The sequence below is a fragment of the Streptomyces sp. NPDC043996 genome, from assembly GCF_056435225.1.
The window spans coordinates 180,030-202,026 of sequence record NZ_JBWKEY010000010.1 but is presented as its reverse complement, the minus strand read 5'-3'; the positions used below and the strand labels follow the sequence as shown (position 1 = coordinate 202,026).

22 protein-coding genes and 3 tRNA genes are annotated in these 21,997 nt (G+C 71.2%); 12 read left to right on the top strand and 13 right to left on the bottom strand.

Going from position 1 to position 21,997, the window contains the following annotated elements:
* Positions 1–11: 11 nt before the first annotated feature.
* The 8 genes from AC07A4_RS26300 to AC07A4_RS26265 form a co-directional block, all read right to left on the bottom strand.
* A tRNA-Gly gene (locus AC07A4_RS26300) sits at positions 12–87 on the bottom strand.
* Positions 88–110: 23 nt separating this feature from the next.
* On the bottom strand, positions 111–719 hold the full coding sequence (locus AC07A4_RS26295) for a response regulator (protein WP_478602859.1): 609 nt from the start codon (positions 717–719) through the stop codon (positions 111–113).
* Positions 716–2,023, bottom strand: coding sequence for a sensor histidine kinase (locus AC07A4_RS26290; RefSeq protein WP_478602858.1), 1,308 nt, complete (start codon positions 2,021–2,023; stop codon positions 716–718). The genes AC07A4_RS26295 and AC07A4_RS26290 overlap by 4 nt, the downstream gene beginning before the upstream one ends.
* Positions 2,024–2,040: 17 nt before the next feature.
* Positions 2,041–2,856: an ABC transporter permease gene (locus AC07A4_RS26285; protein ID WP_478602856.1), complete on the bottom strand. Its 816-nt coding sequence runs from the start codon at positions 2,854–2,856 to the stop codon at positions 2,041–2,043.
* Positions 2,853–3,800, bottom strand: a complete 948-nt coding sequence (locus tag AC07A4_RS26280) for an ATP-binding cassette domain-containing protein (protein ID WP_478602854.1) — start codon at positions 3,798–3,800, stop codon at positions 2,853–2,855. Before AC07A4_RS26280 ends, AC07A4_RS26285 begins: the two co-directional genes overlap by 4 nt.
* A 132-nt stretch (positions 3,801–3,932) precedes the next feature.
* Positions 3,933–4,005 (bottom strand) — tRNA-Gly (locus AC07A4_RS26275).
* Positions 4,006–4,084: 79 nt separating this feature from the next.
* A tRNA-Gly gene (locus tag AC07A4_RS26270) sits at positions 4,085–4,156 on the bottom strand.
* A gap of 201 nt (positions 4,157–4,357) precedes the next feature.
* A complete protein-coding gene (locus tag AC07A4_RS26265) occupies positions 4,358–4,675 on the bottom strand; it encodes a histone-like nucleoid-structuring protein Lsr2 (RefSeq protein ID WP_478602852.1) in 318 nt (105 codons plus the stop codon).
* Between the two features lie 445 nt (positions 4,676–5,120).
* Here AC07A4_RS26265 and purS point away from each other — a divergent pair, with 445 nt between their 5' ends.
* Genes purS through purL form a run of 3 tightly spaced genes read left to right on the top strand, consistent with a single transcriptional unit; the run spans position 5,121 to position 8,319 of the window.
* Entirely contained in the window at positions 5,121–5,393 is a 273-nt protein-coding gene (gene purS, locus AC07A4_RS26260; protein WP_478602850.1) for a phosphoribosylformylglycinamidine synthase subunit PurS, read from the top strand.
* Positions 5,390–6,073, top strand: coding sequence for a phosphoribosylformylglycinamidine synthase subunit PurQ (purQ, locus tag AC07A4_RS26255; protein ID WP_478602848.1), 684 nt, complete (start codon positions 5,390–5,392; stop codon positions 6,071–6,073). The genes purS and purQ overlap by 4 nt, the downstream gene beginning before the upstream one ends.
* Entirely contained in the window at positions 6,070–8,319 is a 2,250-nt protein-coding gene (purL, locus tag AC07A4_RS26250) for a phosphoribosylformylglycinamidine synthase subunit PurL (protein WP_478602846.1), read from the top strand. Before purQ ends, purL begins: the two co-directional genes overlap by 4 nt.
* 76 nt (positions 8,320–8,395) lie before the next feature.
* On the opposite strand, the gene AC07A4_RS26245 is transcribed toward purL, so the two are convergent.
* Positions 8,396–8,995, bottom strand: coding sequence for a Uma2 family endonuclease (locus AC07A4_RS26245; RefSeq protein WP_478602845.1), 600 nt, complete (start codon positions 8,993–8,995; stop codon positions 8,396–8,398).
* A gap of 208 nt (positions 8,996–9,203) precedes the next feature.
* On the opposite strand from AC07A4_RS26245, the gene AC07A4_RS26240 reads away from it, so the two are divergent.
* From AC07A4_RS26240 to AC07A4_RS26220, 5 genes are all read left to right on the top strand, one after another.
* On the top strand, positions 9,204–9,704 hold the full coding sequence (locus AC07A4_RS26240; protein ID WP_478602843.1) for an ArsR/SmtB family transcription factor: 501 nt from the start codon (positions 9,204–9,206) through the stop codon (positions 9,702–9,704).
* 121 nt (positions 9,705–9,825) lie between these two features.
* The gene (locus tag AC07A4_RS26235) at positions 9,826–10,698 is read left to right on the top strand and encodes a peptidoglycan DD-metalloendopeptidase family protein (protein ID WP_478602841.1); all 873 of its coding nucleotides are present in this window, start codon (positions 9,826–9,828) and stop codon (positions 10,696–10,698) included.
* 47 nt (positions 10,699–10,745) lie between these two features.
* Positions 10,746–11,405, top strand: coding sequence for a TetR/AcrR family transcriptional regulator (locus AC07A4_RS26230; RefSeq protein ID WP_478602839.1), 660 nt, complete (start codon positions 10,746–10,748; stop codon positions 11,403–11,405).
* 9 nt (positions 11,406–11,414) lie between these two features.
* A complete protein-coding gene (locus AC07A4_RS26225) occupies positions 11,415–12,212 on the top strand; it encodes a maleylpyruvate isomerase family mycothiol-dependent enzyme (protein ID WP_478602837.1) in 798 nt (265 codons plus the stop codon).
* Positions 12,213–12,272: 60 nt separating this feature from the next.
* The gene (locus AC07A4_RS26220; RefSeq protein WP_478602835.1) at positions 12,273–13,112 is read left to right on the top strand and encodes an META domain-containing protein; all 840 of its coding nucleotides are present in this window, start codon (positions 12,273–12,275) and stop codon (positions 13,110–13,112) included.
* A gap of 28 nt (positions 13,113–13,140) precedes the next feature.
* Here AC07A4_RS26220 and AC07A4_RS26215 read toward each other — a convergent pair whose 3' ends face one another.
* Together AC07A4_RS26215 and AC07A4_RS26210 are read right to left on the bottom strand one after the other, a co-directional pair.
* Entirely contained in the window at positions 13,141–14,550 is a 1,410-nt protein-coding gene (locus AC07A4_RS26215) for a sulfatase-like hydrolase/transferase (protein WP_478602833.1), read from the bottom strand.
* A 259-nt stretch (positions 14,551–14,809) separates the two neighbouring features.
* Positions 14,810–14,908 carry a putative leader peptide gene (locus tag AC07A4_RS26210; RefSeq protein WP_478602831.1) on the bottom strand — a complete coding sequence of 33 codons (99 nt, stop codon included), beginning with the start codon at positions 14,906–14,908 and terminating at the stop codon, positions 14,810–14,812.
* A gap of 260 nt (positions 14,909–15,168) precedes the next feature.
* Here AC07A4_RS26210 and purF point away from each other — a divergent pair, with 260 nt between their 5' ends.
* Positions 15,169–16,695 carry an amidophosphoribosyltransferase gene (purF, locus tag AC07A4_RS26205; protein WP_478602829.1) on the top strand — a complete coding sequence of 509 codons (1,527 nt, stop codon included), beginning with the start codon at positions 15,169–15,171 and terminating at the stop codon, positions 16,693–16,695.
* 31 nt (positions 16,696–16,726) lie between these two features.
* Positions 16,727–17,809: a phosphoribosylformylglycinamidine cyclo-ligase gene (gene purM, locus AC07A4_RS26200; RefSeq protein ID WP_478602828.1), complete on the top strand. Its 1,083-nt coding sequence runs from the start codon at positions 16,727–16,729 to the stop codon at positions 17,807–17,809.
* A gap of 172 nt (positions 17,810–17,981) precedes the next feature.
* Here purM and AC07A4_RS26195 read toward each other — a convergent pair whose 3' ends face one another.
* Together AC07A4_RS26195 and AC07A4_RS26190 are read right to left on the bottom strand one after the other, a co-directional pair.
* The gene (locus AC07A4_RS26195; protein WP_478602827.1) at positions 17,982–18,239 is read right to left on the bottom strand and encodes a DUF3073 domain-containing protein; all 258 of its coding nucleotides are present in this window, start codon (positions 18,237–18,239) and stop codon (positions 17,982–17,984) included.
* 398 nt (positions 18,240–18,637) lie between these two features.
* On the bottom strand, positions 18,638–19,723 hold the full coding sequence (locus tag AC07A4_RS26190) for a Leu/Phe/Val dehydrogenase (RefSeq protein WP_478602826.1): 1,086 nt from the start codon (positions 19,721–19,723) through the stop codon (positions 18,638–18,640).
* A 247-nt stretch (positions 19,724–19,970) separates the two neighbouring features.
* Between AC07A4_RS26190 and AC07A4_RS26185 the strand changes: the two genes are divergently transcribed.
* Together AC07A4_RS26185 and bldC are read left to right on the top strand one after the other, a co-directional pair.
* Positions 19,971–20,894: a DUF8083 family protein gene (locus tag AC07A4_RS26185; RefSeq protein ID WP_478602825.1), complete on the top strand. Its 924-nt coding sequence runs from the start codon at positions 19,971–19,973 to the stop codon at positions 20,892–20,894.
* A 547-nt stretch (positions 20,895–21,441) separates the two neighbouring features.
* Positions 21,442–21,648 carry a developmental transcriptional regulator BldC gene (bldC, locus tag AC07A4_RS26180; protein ID WP_003949541.1) on the top strand — a complete coding sequence of 69 codons (207 nt, stop codon included), beginning with the start codon at positions 21,442–21,444 and terminating at the stop codon, positions 21,646–21,648.
* The last annotated feature ends 349 nt before the right edge of the window (positions 21,649–21,997 follow it).

Sequence of the window (21,997 nt, the reverse complement as noted above, 5' to 3'; positions counted from 1 at the left end):
GGGGCTTCTTGTGGAGCGGACGACCAGGTTCGAACTGGCGACCTCAACCTTGGCAAGGTTGCGCTCTACCAACTGAGCTACGTCCGCGCTGCGCCGAAGCGCGATAGCTACTATACCCAACCTCGCTCGCGTGCGAGACGCACTGCCGCGTGCCGGTTCCCGGCGCCGGTCTTGGTGACCGCCGCGGAGAGGTAGTTCCGGACGGTTCCCTGCGACAGCGAGGCCCGCCCGGCGATCTCCGCGATCGACGCTCCGTCGGCGGCGAGTTCGAGCACCTCGGCCTCGCGCGCGGTCAGCGGGGAGTCCCCGGCGGAGATCGCGTCGGCCGCCAACTCCTGGTCCACGTAGCGCCGTCCGTCGTGGACGGTCCGGATGATCTCGGCGAGCCGCTGGGCGCTCACCGTCTTCGGGACGAACCCGCGCACACCGACCGCGAGGGCCCGCTTGAGGTGTCCGGGCCTGCCGTGGCTGGTCACGATCATGACCTTGCAGCCGGGGAGTTGTTCGCGCAGCGATGTGGCCACGCTCACACCGTCCGCCCCCGGCATCTGGAGGTCGAGCACGGCGACGTCCGGCCGGTGGGCCAGCGCCATGGCGAGCGCCTCGGGCCCCGACGCGGCCTCCGCGACGACGGCGAGGTCGTCCTCGAGGCGAAGGAGCGCGGCGAGGGCGCCCCGGATCAGATGCTCGTCGTCCGCGAGCAGCACCCGTACGCTCACGAGGCCTTCACCTCCGCGATCCCGGCGCCGCGCGGCGCCGCCACGGCCACCGCCTCCGCTCCGTCCGGGCCCGCCCGGTCGGGCGCGGTCGCCGGGACGCGTGCCGTGAGGCGGAACCGGCCCTCGGCCGCGGTGTGCTCCAGGGTGCCCCCGAGGGCCGCCAGGCGCTCGCGCAGCCCGGCGAGGCCGGTGCCGCCGGTGGGGTCGACGGCCTCCGGCACCCCGTCGTTGTCGATGGTCAGCGTCGTCTCTCCGTCCCCGGTCGTCACGGTGATGGCGCAGTGCCGCGCGTCCCCGTGCCGCAGCACGTTGGTGGTGCCTTCCCGTACGACCCAGCCGAGCGCCGACTGCACCGGTGCGGGCAGCCCGGCGGGCTCCCCGGCCACCCGGCAGCCGATCCCGGCGGCCTCCAGGACGCCCCGCGCGCCGATCAGCTCCACGCCGAGGTCGACGTCGCGGTAGCCGCGTACGACTTCGCGGATCTCGCGCTGGGACTGCCTCGCGATCCGCTGCACCTCGACCATCTGGTCCACGGCCTCGGTGCTTCCGCGCCGGGCGAGCTGCGCGGCGAGCTCGCTCTTGAGCGCGATGACGGCGAGGTTGCGGCCGATCACGTCGTGCAGGTCGCGTCCGAAGCGCAGCCGCTCCTCGGCGACGGCGAGCCGGGACTCGACCTCGCGGGCGCGGTCGGCCTCCCACATCACGGCCAGGGACCAGGCCCCGGTGCGGGTGCTGAAGAGGGCGACCCCGGCGCCGAAGGCGAGCAGGCCCGCGACCGCGGCCAGCCGCTCGTCGTGCACCCCGACGAGCGCGTATCCGCCCACGATCACCGCTTCCAGGGCGAGGAACCACAGCGCGAAGTCCCGCAGCGGCCGGGAGAAGGCGATCGCCTCCAGGTGCGGTACGGCGATGAAAGCGGTGGTGAAGGCGAGCAGGCCGGACTCGACGCCGTCCACGGCCTGGAGCGCGAAGGCGAGCAGGAGCATGGCCACCAGGAGCGCGCGGGACACGGCGAGGTCGCGGGCGGGGTAGGGGCCGCGCTTCAGATAGTGGTCGAGCGACCGCCGCAGGCTCCGGTTCGTGTGGACGCAGGCGGCGGCGGCCGTCACGAGCAGCGCCGAGCCGAGGGCCAGCGCGGCGGGTCCTGGCGCCAGGTTCAGGCCGAGCGGCAGCGAGACCCAGCTCAGGTGCAGCATCCAGGGCATGGCGTGCCAGGCCGCGAGCGACTGGAGCTCGACCCGTTCGATCTTGCTGCGCTCATGCCAGCCCCGGTGCAGGGCCCGTATCCGCCCGACGATGTCCATCGCTGTCGCTCGCCTCCTCAGCGGCGCGGTTCCCAGCGGAACCACCGTCGTACAGCAAACACGCCGCCGCCGGTCCAGGCCACCGCGATGACCAGGGCGCGCAGCGCCTCGGCCGCGGACAGCTGCCCGGTCCAGCCGCCGCGGACCAGCTCGATCACGGGGGTCAGCGGCAGGAGTTCGCAAGCGCGGGCGACGCGGTCGGGCAGGACTTCCAGGGGCAGCATCGTGCCGGAGCCGATGAAGGAGACGAGCACCAGCGGCATCGCCGCGACCTGGGCGCTCTCCACGCTCCGGCTGAAGCTGGCCGTCACCGCCGCGAGCAGCGGGAACAGGACGAGCCCGAGGAGCAGCCCGAGGACGGCGTAGTGCGGTGCTTCGGGCGCGCCCACGTCGAGCACGACCGCGCAGCCGGTGGCGAGCAGCAGGCACTGGGCGAGGCCGATGGCCACGGAGGGCAGTGCGGCGCCCGCGAGGATCTCCGCGTCCCGCACCTCGCCGGTGCGCAGCCGCTTCAGGACGAGTTCCTCGCGCCGGGCCGCGTACACGCCCACCAGCGCCGAATACACGGCGAAGAGCAGCGAGAAGCCGATCGAGGCGGGCAGGATGACCGAGCCGACGTTCAGCCCTGTGCCCTTCAGGTCGATCTCGTCGACGGCCGAGCGGACGCTGAACGGCATGACGAGCGGCACGAGGAGCCCCGCGACCAGCGTGCCCTTGCTGCGGCCGAGCAGGGTCAGCTCCGCGCGTGCGAGCGCCCCCATGCGCCCGGCGGGGGTGGTCCGCGCGGGCGCGGGGCGCCCGGTTCCGGTGGGGGTGGTGGTCACCGTGCTCATGCCGCGTCCTCCTGGGGCCCGGTCGTGGTCTCGGCGTTCCGTGCGATCCGCAGGAAGGCCTCTTCCAGGGAGGCGGCGCGGATGTCGAGTCCGTCGAGGCGGACTCCGGTGCGCTCGGCCCAGGTGAGGAGCGCGGTCGCGGAGCGCTGGAGGGTGGTGGTGCGCAGCCGCACCCGGCGGCCGTCCAGTTCGTGTCCGGTGACGCCGAGGTCGGGCAGGGGCGGCAGGTCGCCGAGGTGGTAGCCGTCGGGCAGGGTGAAGGCCATCCGGGCGGGCTGCGTGGCGACGATGTCGGCGACGCGTCCGGTGGCGGCGATGCGCCCTTCGTGCAGGATGGCGAGCCGGTCGGCCAGCTGTTCGGCCTCTTCCAGGTAGTGCGTGGTGAGCAGCACGGTGGTTCCCTTGTCCCGCAGGGCGCGCACCAACTCCCAGGTCTCGCGGCGGCCTTCGGCGTCGAGTCCGGTGGTGGGCTCGTCGAGGAACAGCACCTCGGGTTCGCCGATGAGCGCCATCGCGAGGTCTAGCCGCCGCTTCTCGCCGCCGGAGAGCTGTTTGACGCGGGTGCCGCCGCGCTTGCCGAGCCCGACGGTGTCGAGGGCTTCGGCGACGGTCCTGGCGCCGCTGGTGCACCCGGCCCACATGCGGGCGGTCTCGGTGACGGTCAGCTCGGAGGGGAAGCCGCCTTCCTGGAGCATGACGCCGATGCGCGGCCGCACCTGGGCGCGTTCGCGGTACGGGTCGTGGCCGAGGACGCGGACGCTGCCTCCGGCGGGTGCGGTCAGGCCCTCGAGGAGTTCGACGGTGGAGGTCTTGCCCGCTCCGTTCGTGCCGAGCAGGGCGAACAGTTCGCCCTGGCCGACGGTGAACGAGATCCCCCGGACCGCCTCGAAGCCGCCCGCGTAGCCGCGCCGCAGGTCGGTCGCGTCGATCACGTGCTGAGTCATGCTTCAAGGGTTCTGCGCGGGCGGGCGGTCGTGCAGTGCGCCCTGTCATCGGGACTCATGACAAATGTCAGCCCGAAGGTGCCCGCGAACGCGAAGAAACCCGGTGCCTGTGGCACCGGGCTTCTTACTCTGAGCGAACGACGAGGTTCGAACTCGCGACCTCAACCTTGGCAAGGTTGCGCTCTACCAACTGAGCTACGTTCGCACTGCTCCCGACCGGCTCTCACTGGTCGGTGCGAGCACCAGCTTACCGCACCCAGATGGGTGGTCGGTCCGCGGTGCGGAGCGGGTGACAGGGATCGCACACTGCGCCTTCCCCCTGGAAGGGGGATGTTCTACTACTGAACTACACCCGCACGCTGCTGTGGGGCCCGGCCTTTCGGCCTCGCCCCTCGGCGTGCTCCAGACTCTAGCTGATCAACAGGGGTGCTGCGCAAGTTCGGCCGCACAGCACCCCCGCGACACCGTCATCGGCGGCCGCTCCCGGGCGAGTTGGCGCTCCGGGGCGCGGCCGGGCCCGCCGGGGGCCGGGGCCTCGCCGCCGGCGGTCGCCTGGTTCAGTTCGCCTCCTGGAACGCCTCGTACACCTTCTTCGGGATGCGCCCCCGCGGCGGTACTTCCAGCTTGTTGGAGCGGGCCCAGGCGCGGACGGCCGCCGGGTCGGGGGTCACCGCCGTGTGCCGGAAGACCTTGCCGGACTTCGACTTCTTGCGGGCCGCGTCCAGGTAGGGGGTCAGCACCTTGCGGAGTTTCTCGGCATTGGTTTCGTTGAGGTCGATCTCGTACGACTTCCCGTCGAGACCGAAGACGACCGTTTCCGCCGCTTCTGAGCCGTCGATGTCGTCATAGAGAGTGACCACGACACGCTGCGCCACGAATATCGGTCCTTTCGTGCGACGCCACCGCAATGACGTGCGGTGATGCCGACTGTCCGGCAGTTTTGGGACAAAGTATCGGCTATTGCCAATTCCTTTGTACAGTGCCCGGCATTGAATGGGGAAGCCGACGAAAACCCACCGCGTGTTCCGGTGGCGGCCCGCGGGTAATGCGCCCCCGGGGCCGCTTGGCAGCAGAGTGGCCGCGGTGGGGCGTCCGGCGCAATGGTGAACTGTGATCTTTTCCAGGATTTTTCGCGTACGTGTCCCCGTCGACGCCTCGGTGACCAGCGGTTCCGGGAGCCTGGGTGATCGGCGTCACGTATGTTGCTACGAATCTACGCGGGTAGAAATTTTGTGCGGGTAGTCTGAAGGAACCTGCTCGAGCGGCTCGCGAGTCGCACTTGCCAGCAGCACACGCAAGCACCACACACCGGGAGTGCCAGTGGCACGCGTCGTAGTCGACGTCATGCTCAAGCCGGAGATCCTCGACCCCCAGGGACAGGCGGTGCAGCGTGCGCTGCCGCGCCTCGGATTCCAGGGCATCTCCGATGTACGTCAGGGAAAGCGCTTCGAACTCGAAGTGGAGGGGCCGGTCGACGACGCCGCGCTCGCCCGTATCCACGAGATGGCGGAAACCTTCCTCGCCAACACCGTGATCGAGGACTTCGTCGTAAAGGTGGAAGCCTCCGACGGATCCGAGGGAGCCGACAAGTGACTGCCCGAATCGGAGTCGTCACTTTTCCGGGCACCCTCGACGACCGTGACACCCAGCGCGCCGTGCGCGTCGCGGGCGCGGAGGCCGTGCCGCTGTGGCACCGGGACAAGGACCTCAAGCAGGTCGACGCCGTGGTCCTGCCCGGCGGCTTCTCCTACGGCGACTATCTGCGGGCCGGTGCCATCTCCCGTTTCTCGCCCGTCATGGAGTCGGTCATCGACCAGGCCAAGGCGGGAATGCCGGTCCTCGGCATCTGCAACGGCTTCCAGGTCCTGACCGAGACGCACCTGCTGCCCGGCGCGATGCTGCGCAACAACCACCTGCACTTCATCTGCCGCGACCAGAAGCTGCGGGTCGAGACGGACGAGACCGCCTGGACGGCCGACTACGCGCCGGGCCAGGAGATCTCCATCCCGCTGAAGAACATCGACGGACGCTACGTCGCCGACGAGCGCACCCTCGACATGCTGGAGGCCGAGGGCCGCGTCGCCTTCCGCTATCTGGACATGAACCCGAACGGCTCGCTGCGCGACATCGCGGGCATCACGAACGAGGCCGGGAACGTCGTCGGCCTCATGCCGCACCCCGAGCACGCGGTCGAGCCGCTGATCGGGACCGGCCGCACGGACGGCCTGGGATTCTTCACCTCGATCCTGAAGAAACTGGTGGACGCCCGATGACCCTCGACACCGTCAAGCACGCGGCGGAGAGCCCCGAGGCCGCGCAGCCCTGGAAGGAACTCGGCCTCAAGGAGGACGAGTACGCGCGGATCAAGGAGATCCTCGGCCGCCGCCCGACCGGCGCCGAGCTCGCCATGTACTCCGTCATGTGGTCCGAGCACTGCTCGTACAAGAGCAGCAAGGTCCATCTGAAGCAGTTCGGCGAGAAGGTCCCCGCCAACGACGCCATGCTCGTCGGCATCGGCGAGAACGCGGGCGTCGTCGACGTCGGCCAGGGCTACGCGGTCACCTTCAAGGTCGAGTCGCACAACCACCCGTCGTACATCGAGCCCTACCAGGGCGCCGCGACCGGCGTCGGCGGCATCGTGCGCGACATCCTCGCGATGGGCGCGCGCCCGGTCGCCGTCGTGGACCCGCTGCGCTTCGGCGCCGCCGACCACCCCGACACCAAGCGCGTCCTGCCGGGTGTCGTCGCGGGCATCGGCGGCTACGGCAACTGCCTGGGCCTGCCCAACATCGGCGGCGAGGTCGTCTTCGACCCCTGCTACCAGGGCAACCCGCTGGTCAACGCCGGGTGCATCGGCGTGATGAAGCACGAGGACATCCACCTCGCGAAGGCCTCGGGCGCGGGCAACAAGGTCATCCTGTACGGCGCCCGCACGGGCGGCGACGGCATCGGCGGAGTCTCCGTGCTCGCGTCCGAGACCTTCGAGTCGACGGGCCCGGCCAAGCGCCCGGCCGTGCAGGTCGGCGACCCCTTCCAGGAGAAGCTCCTCATCGAGTGCACCCTGGAGATCTTCAAGGAGAAGCTGGTCGACGGCATCCAGGACCTCGGCGGCGCCGGGCTCTCCTGTGCGACCAGCGAGCTGGCATCGGCCGGTTCCGGCGGCATGCGCGTCGAGCTCGACACCGTGCCGCTGCGCGACGCGACGCTCTCTCCTGAGGAGATCCTCATGAGCGAGTCGCAGGAACGCATGTGCGCGATCGTCGAGCCCGGCAAGGTCGAGCGCTTCCTGGAGATCTGCGAGAAGTGGGACGTCATCGCGACCGTCATCGGTGAGGTGACGGACGGCGAGCGCCTGGAGATCTTCTGGCACGGCGAGCAGATCGTGGACGTGCCGCCGCGCACGGTCGCGCACGAGGGCCCGGTCTACCACCGCCCCTACGCGCGCCCCAGCTGGCAGGACGCCCTCCAGGCCGACGACGCGGCGAAGCTGCCGCGCCCGGCGACCGCCGAGGAGCTCAAGGACCAGGTCCTGAAGGTCGTGGCGTCCCCGAACCAGGCCTCCAAGGCGTGGATCACCGACCAGTACGACCGCTTCGTGCAGGGCAACACGATCCTCGCGCAGCCCGAGGACGCGGGCATGGTCCGCGTCGACGAGGACACCAACCTCGGCGTCGCGATGGCCACGGACGGCAACGGCCGGTACGCGAAGCTCGACCCGTACGCGGGCGCGCAGCTCGCGCTCGCCGAGTCGTACCGCAACGTCGCGGCCTCCGGCGCCAAGCCGCTCGCCATCTCCAACTGCCTGAACTTCGGCTCGCCCGAGGACCCGGACGTGATGTGGCAGTTCGCGGAGGCCACCCGCGGCCTCGCGGACGGCTGCCTGGCGCTCGGCACCCCGGTCACCGGCGGCAACGTCTCGCTGTACAACCAGACCGGTGAGACGGCGATCCACCCGACCCCGGTCGTGGCCGTGCTCGGCGTCATCGACGACGTCACGCGCCGCACGCCGATCGCGTTCAAGGAGGAGGGCCAGCTCCTCTACCTGCTCGGCGACACCACCGAGGAGTTCGGCGGCTCGGCCTGGTCCCAGGTCGTGCACGACCACCTCGGCGGCCTGCCGCCCAAGGTCGACCTGGAGCGGGAGCGGCTGCTCGCCGACATCCTGATCTCCGCCTCGCGCGACGGCATGATCGACGCCGCGCACGACCTGTCCGACGGCGGCCTGGCGCAGGCGGTCGTGGAGTCCTGCCTGCGCGGCGGGGCGGGTGCGCGCCTCGTGGTGCCCGACGGTCTTGACGCGTTCACGTTCCTGCTCAGCGAGTCCGCGGGGCGTGCCGTCGTCTCCGTGCCGCGGAGCGAGGAGCTGCGGTTCACCGACATGTGCGGGGCGCGGGGTCTGCCCGCCACGCGGATCGGTGTCGTCGACGGCGACGCGGTCGAGGTGCAGGGCCAGTTCGCCCTCGGCCTCGACGAGCTGCGGGCCGCGCACACGGAGACGATTCCGGCGCTGTTCGCCTGAGCGCCTCCGTCACGTCCGTCATCGGGCCCCGTCCTCTCCTGGGCGGGGCCCTTCGGGCTGCCAGGGCCCTAGGGTCCTAGTGGGCGTAACCCCTCAGTTCCGCGGTGTGGAGGGTGACCCCGATCAGCTCGGGGAGCCTGACCTTCGCGCCGAAGCGCGCGGTCTGGGTGACGGCGTACTCGCCCGCTTCGGGGTCGGGGTCGCTGTGCACGACGACCGTGCGGGTGTGCCGGTCGATGAGCAGATAGACCGGGATGCCGGCGCCCGCGTAGGCGGCGGGCTTGTCCTCGCGGTCGCGGCGGTGGGTGTCGGAGTCGTACGAGGTGACCTCGACGGTCATGAACACGCCGCTGGCATCGGCCCAGTCGGGCTTGCCGAGGAAGTAGCCCTCCGGCGCGAGCGAGCAGTCCGGGCGGGCGCGGCCGGTGGGGCACTGCCACTCCTCGACCGTCAGGCCGTGCCGGGCGCTGTAGAGCTTGAGGTCGCGGCGCTGTCGCTGGCACTGCCGCCGCAGCCAGGCGATGATCTCGCCGTGTTCGCTGTCCGGTAAGCCCTTCACGCCGATGCGGCCGTCGATGAACTCGAGCCGGACGGACTCCGACGTGGCGGCGACGGTCCTCTCGATCTCCTCGAACTCCTCGACCGGCAGCTGCGGCGGCTCGGCTATGAGCGTCATGGTGGGCCCCTTCCCCGTGGGATCAGTGGTGCTCTCGGTGTTGATCTAGGTGGGGCCAGTGTTGATCAGGGGTCGCGGGCCGGGCGCGGCGGTTCCCGGGAAGCTCACCCGGATGAGGGGAGTTCGCGCCCCGATGCTCACGCCCGGGCCGCCACTGCGCGGGATACGACTCCTTGTGCGGAGTTACGTAATTACGTAAGATCAGTACGTGGATCTTGAACAGCGCGTCGCCGACCTGGAACGGCGCATCGCGGCACTCGAAGGCGCCGACCGCACGGCTCCCGTGGCCGGGGAGGGCGACTTCTGGGCGCTCGACGGACTGAAGGAGCAGCTGGCCGGGCTCGGCGCGGCCGACGGCGGGGTGCTGTTCACCGGCGCGGTCCGGCTGCCGACAGGGCAGCGGTACGACTGGCAGTACGGGCAGGTCACCGCGGAGGTGCTCGGGGATGACCTGGCGGCGGCCGCGGAGTCGTTCGCCGCGCTTGGGCATCCGGTGCGGCTGCGGCTGCTCCGCGAGATCCTCGGCGGCCGCCGCACCGCGGCCGAGCTCGCCGCGCTCGACGACATCGGCACGACCGGGCAGATCTACCACCACCTGCGCCAACTGACCGCCGCGGGCTGGCTCCAGGCCACCGGGCGCGGGCGCCACGAGGTGCCCGCGGGGCGGGTGGTGCCCCTGCTCGTGGCGCTCTCGGCGGCGACGCCGTGAGCGGTCGCGTGCCCTGATCGGCCGACGCGTGACGGATCGCGCGGCTGATCGCATCACTGATCGCATGACTGACCGCGTGACTGACCGCGTGACTGACCGCATGACCGCTGGGGGAACCGCCATGTTCATACGCAAGCTGTGCGCGCTGCTGCAGCGCCTGTTGATGCTCGTCTTCTTCGGGGCCGTCGTCGGCAGCTTCTTCGTCGACTACCCCTTCGCCTGGTGGCTGGTGTTCACGCCGCTGGCCCTGTCCTGGGCGGCGGGCGTCGCCGCCGGCCGTTCCGCGAGCCATGACCTCAAGATCGAACCGCGCGACCCCGTCGAGGTGCTCGCCCCGGTGACCGGCCGCTGGTCCGCGCTCAACAGCCCCGCGGACAACACCCCGAGCCACGGCGTCCACGCCCTCGGGCAGACGTACGCGATCGACGTCGTCGCCGAGGACGAGGAGCGCCCCCGCCCCGGCTTCGCCTGGCTGTGGCCGCTGGCCCGGCGCGCCGACCGCTTCCCGGCCTTCGGCGCGGACCTGCTCGCCGTGGCCGAGGCCACCGTCGTGCACGCCGAGGACGGCCAGCGCGACCACCTCAGCCGCAACTCCCTGCTCGGCGTGGCCTATCTGCTGCTCGTCGAGGGCGAACTGCGCGGTCTCGCCGGGGCCCACCGGATCTTCGGCAACCACGTGATCCTGGACCTCGGCGACGGTACGTACGCGGCGTACGCGCACCTGAAGCGCGGCTCCCTCGCCGTGCGCGCCGGGGACCGGGTGCGCGCGGGCCAGGTCATCGGGCGGTGCGGCAACTCCGGCAACTCCTCCGAGCCGCATCTGCACTTCCAGCTCATGGACGCCCCCGACCTGGACGCGGCGCGCGGGATTCCGTTCCGCTGGCGGGGGATCGGGGTGCCCGCCGGGAAGGAGGTGTTCGAGGCGGCCCCGCCCGAGCACGCGGCCCCGCCCGAGCACGCGGCGTCGCTCGGTACATCTTTCGACCAGGTCTAATATTCATCCTGGCATAATGCGGCGCATGGCAGCACAGATTGACGCGCATGGCCGCCGCTGAGGCGCCCCAGGCCCGCGAGCCGGGGCTGCGCGAGCGCAAGAAAAGGCAGACGGCCCAGCGGATATGGCGGGCCGCGGTGGACCTCTTCGCCGAGCGCGGCTTCGACAAGGTGTCCGTCGCCGAGATCGCCGCGGCCGCCGACGTATCGAAGATGACGGTCTTCAACTACTTCGGCACCAAGGAAGACCTGGTCCTGCGGCCGATGGAGGAGCACATCGGCGACGCGGCCGCCGCCGTGCGCGGCCGCGCCCCCGGCGAGTCCGCCGTCGACGCCCTGCGCCGCCAGCTGCTCGGCCTGATCGCGGAGCGGTCACCGGCGGTCGGCCTCAGCGACGACCAGCGCGCGCTCCAGACCCTGCGCCTGGTCCTGGAGACCCCCGTACTCCTCCAGCGCGCGCACGACTTCCACCTGCGCGGCCAGACCCTGCTGGCCGAGCAGCTCGCTGCGGAGACCGGCGAGCCGCTGCTCGCCCAGGTCGCCGCCGCCCAGCTCATCGGCGCCCGCCACGTGGTGTGCACGGACATCATGCGCCGCCGCATGGCGGGCGCCCCCCTCGACCAGCTCGCCGCCGACGCCGACCGGCTCGCCCGCGCCGCCTTCGGCCTGCTGGAAAAAGGACTCAGCGCGTACGCGGTCAAGGCTTAGGCTCCCGCTATGCCACCGGCCAAGAAGCGCGCCCGCGCCTACGACCCGAGCAAGATCCGCACCGCTGTCCTCACCCAGTTCACGACCGTGCGGGAAGCGGTCGCGGGCCTGACCGAGGAGCAACTGGCGCGGCCCACCCGGCTCGGCGACTGGAGCGTGCGCGAACTGGCCGCGCACCTGACGATGTCGCTCGGCGCGGTGGCCCGCGCCCTGGACGCGCCCGAGCCGGACAAGGCCGAGGTCACGCTGCAGAACTGGGCGTTCCAGACCTCGGCGGCCGCGGGCCGGGTCGACGAGGACGTCCGCGGCATCGTGGCCGGGGGCACGGACCTCGACGCCCTGTTCGGACAGGCCGCCGACCGGCTCACGGCGGCGCTGCCCGGCGTCCCCGCGACCCGCCTCGTCCCGATGCGCTTCGGCGGCATGTCCCTCGCCGACTTCATGGTCACGCGCACCGTCGAACTGATCGTCCACACCGACGACTTGAACGACGCCGTGCCCGGCCTCGACGTCCCCTACGACCGCCAGGCGCTCGCCGCCTGCACCCGGCTGCTCGCCGACACGCTCGCCCTGAAGGCGCCCGGCGGCGCGGTGGAGGTGCGCGTGCCGCCGTACGCCGTCGTCCAGTGCGTCGAGGGCCCCCGGCACACCCGCGGCACCCCGCCGAACGTCGTCGAGACCGACCCGCTGACCTGGATCCGGCTCGCCACGGGGCGGACCCAGTGGGCCGCCGCCCTCGACGACGCACGGGTCAGCGCGAGCGGTGAACGGGCCGATCTGGGCGGGCTTCTGCCGCTCATGGGCTGAGGCGGCGGGACGGAACCGGACCGGGGTGCGGCCCGTCACAGTGACATGTACAAGCAGCGCATGACCCAGACCCTCACCGTCCTCGCCGCCGCCGGACTGCTCGCCGCCTGCGGCTCGGAGTCCGGCTCCGGTGACGACGGCAAGCACGACAAGTCCGGCAAGCCGGGTTCCGGTTCCCAGGCGCCCCTGACCGGCGTGCGCTGGAACGTGGAGAGCCTCACCGTCGACGGCGAGAAACAGCGGGCCCCGAGCGGCACCTATGTGCGACTCGGCGGCAAGGGCGGCGCGGGCGGCCACTTCGGCTGCAACGGCTACGGCGCCGATGTCTCCGTGAAGGGCGACACCGTCCGCTTCGAGCCGGGCGTGCACACCGAGATCGCCTGTGACGCCCTCGACTTCGAGAACAGCCTGGCCCGCGCCCTCGACGGCGAGCTCAAGGCGGACAAGGCCAAGCTGGCCAACGGCCGCCTCACGCTCACCAACGCCGACGGCGACCGGATCGCCCTGACCAGCGGGCCCACCGACCCCGGGGCCCCGCTCGAGGGCACCACCTGGGCCGTGGACTCCGTGGGCAAGGGCGACTCGACGCGGCCCCTGCCCAAGCAGGTCGCGGGCAAGGCCCGGCTGACCTTCGGCAAGGACGGCACCCTGCGCGGCAACCTCGGCTGCAACGACGTCACCGCCACGGCCGAACCGCGCGACGGCGCCCTCGCCCTCGGCACGCCCAAGCTGACCCGCATGATGTGCGCGGGCGCCAAGGCGAAGACCGAACGCGACCTGCTCAAGCTGTTCAAGGGCACGGCCCGGTACGAGATCAAGGACGACGGCCTCACGCTCACGGCGGCCGACGGCACGGTGGTGAGCGCCAGCGCGACCGCCGACGCGAGCAAGGCGAAGTAACACCGCGGGCCGGGTGGCGCGACCCCGCCTACGCCGCCGGATAAGGCAGCAGCCCCGCGTCCGTCCGCTCCCAGGACGCCCGCAGCTCCCGCAGCAGCTCCGGCTCGCGGCGCGCGAGGTCCGCCTGTTCGCGCTGGTCGCGGCCCAGGTGGAAGAGCTGGTCCGCGCCGCCCTTGCCGCGGTAGTACTTCCAGTGGCCGCGCCGCAGCGCCCGCTCGCCGCGCACCCGCCAGAACAGGTCGCGCTCGCGCGGCTCCTCGCCGCGCAGCAGGTGCCCGGCGAGGCTCGTGCCGTCGAGCGGGTAGGCCGCCGCGGGCCTGGCGCCGCCGAGCTCCAGGAGCGTCGCCGTCCAGTCCGGCGTGTACACCGGCTCGTCGCTGACCTGCCCGCCGTCGATCCGGGCGGGCCAGCGCAGGATCGTCGGCACCCGGATGCCGCCCTCCCGCAGCGAGCCCTTGTTGCCGGACAGCGGCCAGTTGTAGGAGAAGCGCTCGCCGCCGTTGTCGGAGGCGAAGAAGACGAGGGTGTCCCGCTCCTGCCCGGACTTCTTCAGGGCGTGCAGCACATGGCCGATCGAGCGGTCCAGGTCCTGCACCATCTCCGTGTACTTGGCGATCGACCCGCCGTCCCGGTGCTGGAGGGCGCCGCGGTCCCCGGCCTTGATCCGCCGCACGACCTCCGCGCTGGCCTCGGTGTCGCCGTCGGCGATCCACGGCCAGTGCGGCGTCGTGAAGTTGAGGTTGAGCAGCCACGGCCGGTCGTGCTCGCGCCGCACGTACTCGCTGGCCCGCTCGGTCAGGATGCGGGTGTAGTAGCGCAGGTCCTTATAGGCCGCGTCGCCCTCGTACAGGTCGTACTCGCCGCCCAGGCCTAGCTTCGAGTAGTACTCCAGGGCCCCGCCGAAGTTCCCGAAGAACTCGTCCCAGCCCGATCGGGTGGGCGAGTAGTCCGGCAGATAGCCGCAGTGCCACTTGCCGATCAGGGCGGTGGCGTACCCGGCGTCGCGCAGCAGCGAGGCGAGCGTGGGGTGGGTGGGCTCCAGGCCCGCCGACCTGTCCGCGATGGGCTCGGCGAGCCCGCCCTCGGTGCGGCCGGGGAAGCGCCCGGTGTACAGGCTGAAGCGGGTCGGCGAGCAGGTCGCGGAGCCGGAGTAGGCCTGCGTGAAGCGCACGCCCTGGCGGGCGAGCCGGTCCAGGTGCGGGGTCTTGATGTGCGGCGAGCCGTACGACGACAGGTCGGCCCAGCCGAGGTCGTCGCCGAGGACGAAGAGGATGTTGGGCCGCCGCGCGGGGCGCCCCGGGCGGCCCGCGCGGGCGGCGAAGGGCCGCTCGGCGGGCGCGGCGACGGCCTCGCCGCCGCTGATGCCGACGGCAGCGGCGGCACCCGCCACACCCCCGGTGAAGGCACGCCGGGACAACGGGGACTCGTACGAAGACACAAAGGGCTCCAGGGCGGAGAGGGCGCCCCCGCGCGGGGGCGTGCGGACGCCCCGCACGGCAGCGGCGGATGCCGCGCGCGGGAGGCGGGGGGAACGCCCCGGGCTGGGGTGTAAAGGCGCGTGCGAAGGCGGGGGGAAGCCCCGTCGGCCGAGGCGGAGGAGACCCTCCGCGGCCTGAACAGGAACGTTTCAGCGTGACAAACGTCCCATGGGCGAAGCCGTCAAAACGCCCTGAACCGGGGCGAAATGAAAGTGGGGCTCACACGGCTCGCTGACAGATCGCGCTCGCGACGCGGGCCAGATCGACGTGGCGGCGCCGCACCAGCGGGACCGCCGCGATGGCTCCGAAGGGCTGCATGAACCAGGAGCCTCACGGACCCCGCGGGCGGCTGTCAACGCACTGTCGTGCCTGTTCACACGCCCTTCGCACGCCCGAAGCAACCCGGCCGAACCAAGATCGGCGAGGGGAAGGTCGCGCGGTCCGCGCACCGGCGGCTTGGTGGAACGTACAGATCCAGCCGCGCCCCGTCGAGCGCCCGTAAAGCCCGCGCCTACGCTCCGTACAGGTCGCGTATCCCCAATTCGGACCAGTGGTCGATCTCGCCTACACTCGGTGCCGTGCCACGTGGTGACGGTCGACTCAATCACGATCTGCTCCCCGGCGAGAAAGGCCCCCAGGACGCTTGTGGCGTCTTCGGTGTCTGGGCTCCGGGCGAAGAGGTCGCAAAGCTCACGTACTTCGGGCTCTACGCCCTCCAGCATCGGGGTCAGGAATCCGCGGGAATCGCGGTCAGCAACGGCTCCCAGATCCTCGTCTTCAAGGACATGGGCCTCGTGTCCCAGGTCTTCGACGAGACCTCGCTCGGTTCTCTCCAGGGACACATCGCGGTCGGACACGCCCGCTACTCCACCACCGGAGCCTCCGTCTGGGAGAACGCCCAGCCGACGTTCCGTGCCACGGCCCGGGGCTCCATCGCCCTCGGCCACAACGGCAACCTGGTCAACACCGCCCGCCTCGCCGAGCTGGTCGCCGACCTGCCGAAGGAGAACGGCCGCGCCACCCAGGTCGCCGCGACCAACGACACGGACCTGGTCACCGCGCTCCTCGCGGGCCAGACCGACGCCGACGGCAAGCCGCTGACCATAGAAGACGCGGCCGCCGCGGTCCTTCCGCAGGTGCAGGGCGCCTTCAGCCTCGTCTTCATGGACGAGAACACGCTGTACGCGGCCAGGGACCCGCAGGGCATCCGCCCCCTCGTCCTCGGCCGCCTGGAGCGCGGCTGGGTCGTCGCGTCGGAGAGCGCCGCCCTCGACATCTGCGGCGCCAGCTTCGTCCGCGAGGTCGAGCCCGGCGAGTTCGTCGCCATCGACGAGAACGGCCTCCGCACCTCCCGCTTCGCGGAAGCGAAGCCCAAGGGCTGTGTCTTCGAGTATGTCTACCTGGCCCGGCCCGACACCGACATCGCGGGCAGGAACGTCTACCTCTCGCGCGTCGAGATGGGTCGGAAACTGGCCAAGGAAGCCCCGGCCGACGCCGACCTGGTGATAGCGACGCCGGAGTCCGGCACCCCCGCCGCGATCGGCTACGCGGAGGCCTCCGGCATCCCCTTCGGCGCGGGCCTGGTCAAGAACGCCTACGTCGGCCGGACCTTCATCCAGCCCTCGCAGACCATCCGCCAGCTCGGCATCCGGCTGAAGCTGAACCCGCTCAAGGAAGTCATCAGGGGCAAGCGCCTGGTGGTCGTCGACGACTCGATCGTCCGCGGCAACACCCAGCGCGCCCTGGTCAAGATGCTCCGCGAGGCCGGCGCCGCCGAGGTCCACATCCGGATCTCCTCGCCGCCCGTGAAGTGGCCCTGCTTCTTCGGCATCGACTTCGCCACCCGGGCCGAGCTCATCGCCAACGGCATGAGCATCGAAGAGATCGGCACCTCGCTCGGCGCCGACTCCCTGGCGTACATCTCCATCGACGGCATGATCGAGGCCACGGCCATCGACAAGCCGAACCTCTGCCGCGCCTGCTTCGACGGCGAGTACCCGATGGAGCTCCCGGACCCCGAACTGCTCGGCAAGCAGCTCCTGGAGACCGAGCTGGCCGCGGGTCCCGCGGCCACGGCCGCGGCCGACGCGATCCGTCGCCCCTGAGCCCATCGTCAAACCCGAAAGATCCCAGGCAATGTCTGAGACAACTGTTGGTACTGGTGCCTCCTACGCGGCGGCCGGCGTCGACATCGAGGCGGGCGACCGCGCCGTCGAGCTGATGAAGGAGTGGGTCAAGAAGACCCAGCGCCCGGAGGTCGCGGGCCTCGGCGGCCTCGGCGGCTTCGCCGGGCTCTTCGACGCCTCCGCCCTCAAGCGCTTCGAGCGGCCGCTGCTCGCCTCCGCCACGGACGGCGTCGGCACCAAGGTCGACCTCGCCCGTCAGCTCGGCGTCTACGACACGATCGGCCACGACCTGGTCGCCATGGTCATGGACGACATCGTCGTGTGCGGCGCGGAGCCGCTGTTCATGACCGACTACATCTGCGTCGGCAAGGTCCACCCGGAGCGCGTCGCCGCCATCGTCAAGGGCATCGCCGAGGGCTGCGTCCTCGCGGGCTGCGCGCTCGTGGGCGGCGAGACGGCGGAGCACCCGGGCCTGCTCGGCCCCGACGACTTCGACGTCGCGGGCGCGGGCACGGGCGTCGTGGAGGCCGACCGCGTGCTCGGCCCCGATCGCATCCGTAAGGGTGACGCGGTCATCGCCATGGCGTCCTCCGGTCTTCACTCCAACGGGTACTCGCTGGTGCGGCACGTGGTCTTCGACCGCGCGAAGATGACCCTCGACCAGCGGGTCGAGGAATTCGGCCGCACCCTCGGCGAGGAGCTCCTGGAGCCCACCAAGATCTACTCCCTGGACTGCCTGGCGCTCACCCGCACCACCGACGTGCACGCCTTCAGCCACGTCACCGGCGGCGGCCTCGCGGCCAACCTCGCCCGGGTGATCCCGGACGGCCTGCACGCCACCGTGGACCGCTCCACATGGGCGCCCGGCGCGGTCTTCGACCTCGTCGGCACCGCGGGCCGGGTCGAGCGCCTGGAGCTGGAGAAGACGCTCAACATGGGCGTGGGCATGATCGCCGTCGTCCCCGAGGAGTCGGTGGACGTGGCCCTGACGACCCTCGCCGACCGCGGCGTGGACTCCTGGGTCGCCGGTGAGATCACCGACCGCGGCGACCACACGACCGGAGCCGAGCTCACCGGCGACTACGCCAAGTAGTCCGCCCCGGACAGCACGAAACCCGGTCCGGCGTGAACCCCGGACCGGGTGAAGTGCGATGTGCCGCTGTCTGTGCCGCTTCCGCGGGACGTACGCGACGTTATTCCGACGTGTTCGACGTATTCGAGTACTCGATCCACCGGTGACCGGTGAGACCTACCGAAGTACGAGCTCAGGCGCCGCGGCGCTGTGCCGACGGGCCGGACTCGTCCGCGTCCTCGTCGTCATCGTCGTTGTTGTACAAATCCGCGTACTGCGCGTACGGGTCGTCTTCCTCGTCATCGTCCTCGAACGGCTCGCCATTCGGCGGCTGCTGCGAAGTCGAAGCGCCCAGCTCGTTGGCCAGACGCGACAGGTCAGTCCCGCCGCTGTTGTACTTCAGCTGGCGGGCGACCTTTGTCTGCTTGGCCTTGGCCCGGCCGCGCCCCATGGCTCGACCCCCTCGGTATCGGGGCTTCATGGCCCCAGAGTCTTGACACGCGTTCATGATCCGGAACGGACTCTCCGTGGAGAGACCGGTCCGTAGGGCTTCCACGGTACCTGCTCCTGCGGCCATACGGTACGTCGCCCGCAGGACGCGCCTTCGCGCATGACCGGCGAGGAGCCCCTTCCTCGCTGGTCAGCTGCGATTTTAACCTCTTCTTGGCGGACGACCCGCCGACGGGCGTGAGTCTCGTCTCGTGACGCGGGATTTTCCGCCGCGATGATCGTCTTCAGGCCGCCGCGCACCCCCGGAACCCCGGCCGGACCACCGAGGGGGCCGGGGAACCAGGGGGCGCTTTTCGGTCATTCTCCGCAGGTGCGCTTCCGCGCCCGCGCGGAGGCGGATCAGCGCGGGCCGCGGGCCTCCGCGATGCGCTGCTCGGCGATCCTGTCGGCGGCGGCCGCGGGCGGGATCCCGTCCTGCTTCGCCCGGGCGAATATGGCGAGCGTGGTGTCGTAGATCTCCGCCGCCTTGGCCATGCACCGGTCGAAGTCGAAGCCGTGCAGCTCGTCGGCGACCGCGATCACGCCGCCCGCGTTCACCACGTAGTCCGGGGCGTAGAGGATGCCGCGGTCGGCGAGGTCCTTCTCGACGCCGGGGTGCTCCAGCTGGTTGTTGGCCGCGCCGCAGACGATCCGCGCGGTGAGGACCGGCACGGTGTCGTCGTTCAGGGCGCCGCCGAGCGCGCTGGGCGCGTACACGTCCAGGCCCTCGACGCGGATCAGGGCCTCGGTGTCGGCGACCGCGGTGACCTGGGGGTGCTTGGCGATGATCCGGCGCACGGACTCCTCGCGCACGTCCGTGATCACAACCTCCGCGCCGTCGTCGATGAGGTGGTCGACGAGGATGCCGCCGACCTTGCCGACGCCCGCGACGCCGACCTTGCGGCCGCGCAGGGAGGACTCGCCCCACAGGTGCTTGGCGGAGGCCCGCATGCCCTGGAAGACGCCGAAGGCGGTGAACACCGAGGAGTCGCCCGCGCCGCCGTTCTCGGCGGAGCGGCCGGTGGTCCAGCGGCACTCGCGCGCGATCACGTCCATGTCCGCCACATAGGTGCCGACGTCACAGGCCGTCACGTAACGGCCACCGAGAGAGGCGAGGAACCGGCCGTAGGCGAGGAGCAGCTCCTCGCTCTTGATCTGGTCGGGGTCGCCGATGATGACGGCCTTGCCCCCGCCATGGTCGAGACCGGCCATGGCGTTCTTGTACGACATCCCGCGCGAGAGGTTCAGCGCGTCGGTGACCGCCGCTTCCTCGGTCGCGTAGGGGTAGAAGCGCGTGCCGCCGAGGGCGGGGCCCAGGGCGCTGGAGTGGATGGCGATGACGGCCTTGAGTCCGCTGGCGCGGTCCTGGCAGAGCACGACCTGTTCGTGCCCTCCCTGATCCGATTGGAAGAGGGTGTGCAGGACGCCGTCGGTTACATCGGTCACGGTGGTGACTCCCGGTTACGTAGCGGCGGTTGTGCGGGTACCCGTGCGGGTGGCGGGTCCCGTTGTCGCATGAGAGTAGAGCCTCATGGGACCCCTCCGCCGCACGGCGGTCGACATCACTCTGTCCCCTGTTCGGGGGGGTCCACTAGAGCGGACCTGGCAACGCCTGCGCGACGGAGTTCGGCACGGTTCGGCCATGGCGCGATTTCCCGTGTTTTCCCGTGGGTGGGCGGGGGAGGGGGGAGCCGTGCCCAAGGTGTCCTCGGTCGTCGTCCCGTACGCGTCGTACCTGCGCGTGTACGAGCCTCTCGCGGCCTTCCCCGAGCCCGAGCGCGGCTTCTGGGCGCGCTATGCGCGCCGGGGCGAGCGCCCCTCCTGCCAGGACGAACTGAGGGCCTCCCTGGCGGATTTGGCGCCCACGCCGCCCGTCCCCGTGCCGGTGCACGAGAGCCGTGAGGCGTTCGTCGTGGAGGCCGACGGGGTGGTGTGCGTCTGCCCCTGGCGCACCCGCCTGCGCGGCTGGCAGGCCCTCGGCGAGCTGTCCGGGCAGCTGCCCCCGCCGGTCCTGGACGCGGTCCTGCCGCCGGTGGTGCGCCGCCAGGCCGCCGCGGACTACGAGGCGTGGCTGGCGCGCAACCCCGACGCGCGCCCCTGGATCAGGACGGCCACCTGGCACGTCCCGCTGAACTGGTTCGTCCTCGTCACGGACGAGGAGCGGTTCTACGACACGGGCGCCGGGGGCGGCGGCTACGGGGACGAGGGCGCTGGGGACGCGGGGACCGGGGGCGAGGGCGAGCGCGAGGAGCCTTCCGGGTCCGGCTGCGGGGTGCCGACGCTGCGGTACCGCACGCCGATGGTGCAGGCGCGGCGCCGGGTGGCGCGGGGCCTGAAGGCGCTGCGCGGCGCCATGGACGAGGGGCCGCTGATCGACGGCCTGGTGGACGTGGGGCGGTGGCTGGAGGAGTTCCACCCCCGCTCGCTGGTCGAGCTGGACTACGGCGGCCTGGTGCACGCGCTGCCGGAGGAGATGCTGGCCGGGGACCACTCGGCGGCGGACGTGGCCGCGGGCATCGAGGCGCTGCGGGACGGCGACGGGGTGGGCGCGGGTGAGGCCTACGCGCGGCTGGTGGAGCGCTGGCGCGCGGTGCGCGAGCGGCAGTTCTCGAACTGACGTCGTGGACTTGACCCGCGCGTAACTTGACGCATCCGTAACACGAGGGCGGCGGATTCCCGCCGTTATGTAGTGCATCCTGGGCTTTCCTTGTCCCGCCGACGGGACGTAGGTCCCGATCCGGGCCTTTGCCTCAAGCGTGATGGACCGCACTTAACTGACCCTTGCGCCGATCGGCCTTCCTCATGCCAAAATAGGACAAGGAGTCCGGACAAGACTCCTTCCGTCCAACTAAGGGCGGAATGCTTGGCATTGCGCGCTATGGGGGGTCTGTTGACTCCTGATCGCTCTGTGACTGATCGTCACTGTGGCGTGACTGTCCGCTATGGCATGGTCCATCGGCTTCCGTCGCTGATGGACACCTGGGAGGGCAATTCCATCGGTTTGGCCGACGCGGCTGGACGGATGGTGTAGTTGTAGTGCCGAGGACAAGCCGTTCGTCCTATAACCGACTCGACTCGCGTCCGCCATTTCGGGCAACGCGGGTCAAGGTGCAGAATTTAGAGGAATGAACCGAGAAGGTTCGGTTCTCCCGAGGAGGCCGCTCATGACCGCTCGCACCCCTGATGCCGAGCCGCTGCTGACCCCGGCTGAGGTCGCCACGATGTTCCGCGTCGACCCCAAGACGGTCACGCGCTGGGCCAAGGCTGGCAAGCTCACGTCGATTCGCACGCTCGGCGGGCACCGCCGTTACCGCGAGGCGGAGGTCCGTGCTCTGCTCGCGGGCATCCCGCAGCAGCGCAGCGAGGCCTGACGCAGGGCGTTTACGCAGCAAGCAGTACACATCGGACGAAGAGCACCACTGCTGCCGGGTCCCCCAACCTGGCCGTACCGTCCGACATATAGCTCCATACGACGCGGGTCCCGCCCCAACGGGGCCCTTGCCCGAGGCACTTGGGTGCGTCGTCGATCGCGCTGGACTCCGCCGGGTCCAGCGCGATTTTTTTTGTGCGCCGGGAGCCGCCGGGGGTGTGGCGAGGGCCCGGGGGCGCCCGGTGGCGGCTCGTGGGGTGCCCGGTGCGCGCAGTTGGGCGGGCCTGTGAGCCGCTGTGTTGAAGTCTGAGGAGGCCTGTCGGCGGGTGTTCGCCAGGTGGTGCAATTGC

What these genes read in the sequence shown, in the direction of transcription:
- AC07A4_RS26290 (WP_478602858.1), bottom strand. Translation starts at nt 2,023, where the DNA reads ATGGACATCGTCGGGCGGATACGGGCCCTGCACCGGGGCTGGCATGAG.
- AC07A4_RS26285 (WP_478602856.1), bottom strand. Translation starts at nt 2,856, where the DNA reads ATGAGCACGGTGACCACCACCCCCACCGGAACCGGGCGCCCCGCGCCC.
- AC07A4_RS26280 (WP_478602854.1), bottom strand. Translation starts at nt 3,800, where the DNA reads ATGACTCAGCACGTGATCGACGCGACCGACCTGCGGCGCGGCTACGCG.
- purL (WP_478602846.1), top strand. Translation starts at nt 6,070, where the DNA reads ATGACCCTCGACACCGTCAAGCACGCGGCGGAGAGCCCCGAGGCCGCG.
- AC07A4_RS26245 (WP_478602845.1), bottom strand. Translation starts at nt 8,995, where the DNA reads ATGACGCTCATAGCCGAGCCGCCGCAGCTGCCGGTCGAGGAGTTCGAG.
- AC07A4_RS26235 (WP_478602841.1), top strand. Translation starts at nt 9,826, where the DNA reads ATGTTCATACGCAAGCTGTGCGCGCTGCTGCAGCGCCTGTTGATGCTC.
- AC07A4_RS26230 (WP_478602839.1), top strand. Translation starts at nt 10,746, where the DNA reads ATGGCCGCCGCTGAGGCGCCCCAGGCCCGCGAGCCGGGGCTGCGCGAG.
- AC07A4_RS26225 (WP_478602837.1), top strand. Translation starts at nt 11,415, where the DNA reads ATGCCACCGGCCAAGAAGCGCGCCCGCGCCTACGACCCGAGCAAGATC.
- AC07A4_RS26220 (WP_478602835.1), top strand. Translation starts at nt 12,273, where the DNA reads ATGACCCAGACCCTCACCGTCCTCGCCGCCGCCGGACTGCTCGCCGCC.
- AC07A4_RS26210 (WP_478602831.1), bottom strand. Translation starts at nt 14,908, where the DNA reads ATGCAGCCCTTCGGAGCCATCGCGGCGGTCCCGCTGGTGCGGCGCCGC.
- purM (WP_478602828.1), top strand. Translation starts at nt 16,727, where the DNA reads ATGTCTGAGACAACTGTTGGTACTGGTGCCTCCTACGCGGCGGCCGGC.
- AC07A4_RS26195 (WP_478602827.1), bottom strand. Translation starts at nt 18,239, where the DNA reads ATGGGGCGCGGCCGGGCCAAGGCCAAGCAGACAAAGGTCGCCCGCCAG.
- bldC (WP_003949541.1), top strand. Translation starts at nt 21,442, where the DNA reads ATGACCGCTCGCACCCCTGATGCCGAGCCGCTGCTGACCCCGGCTGAG.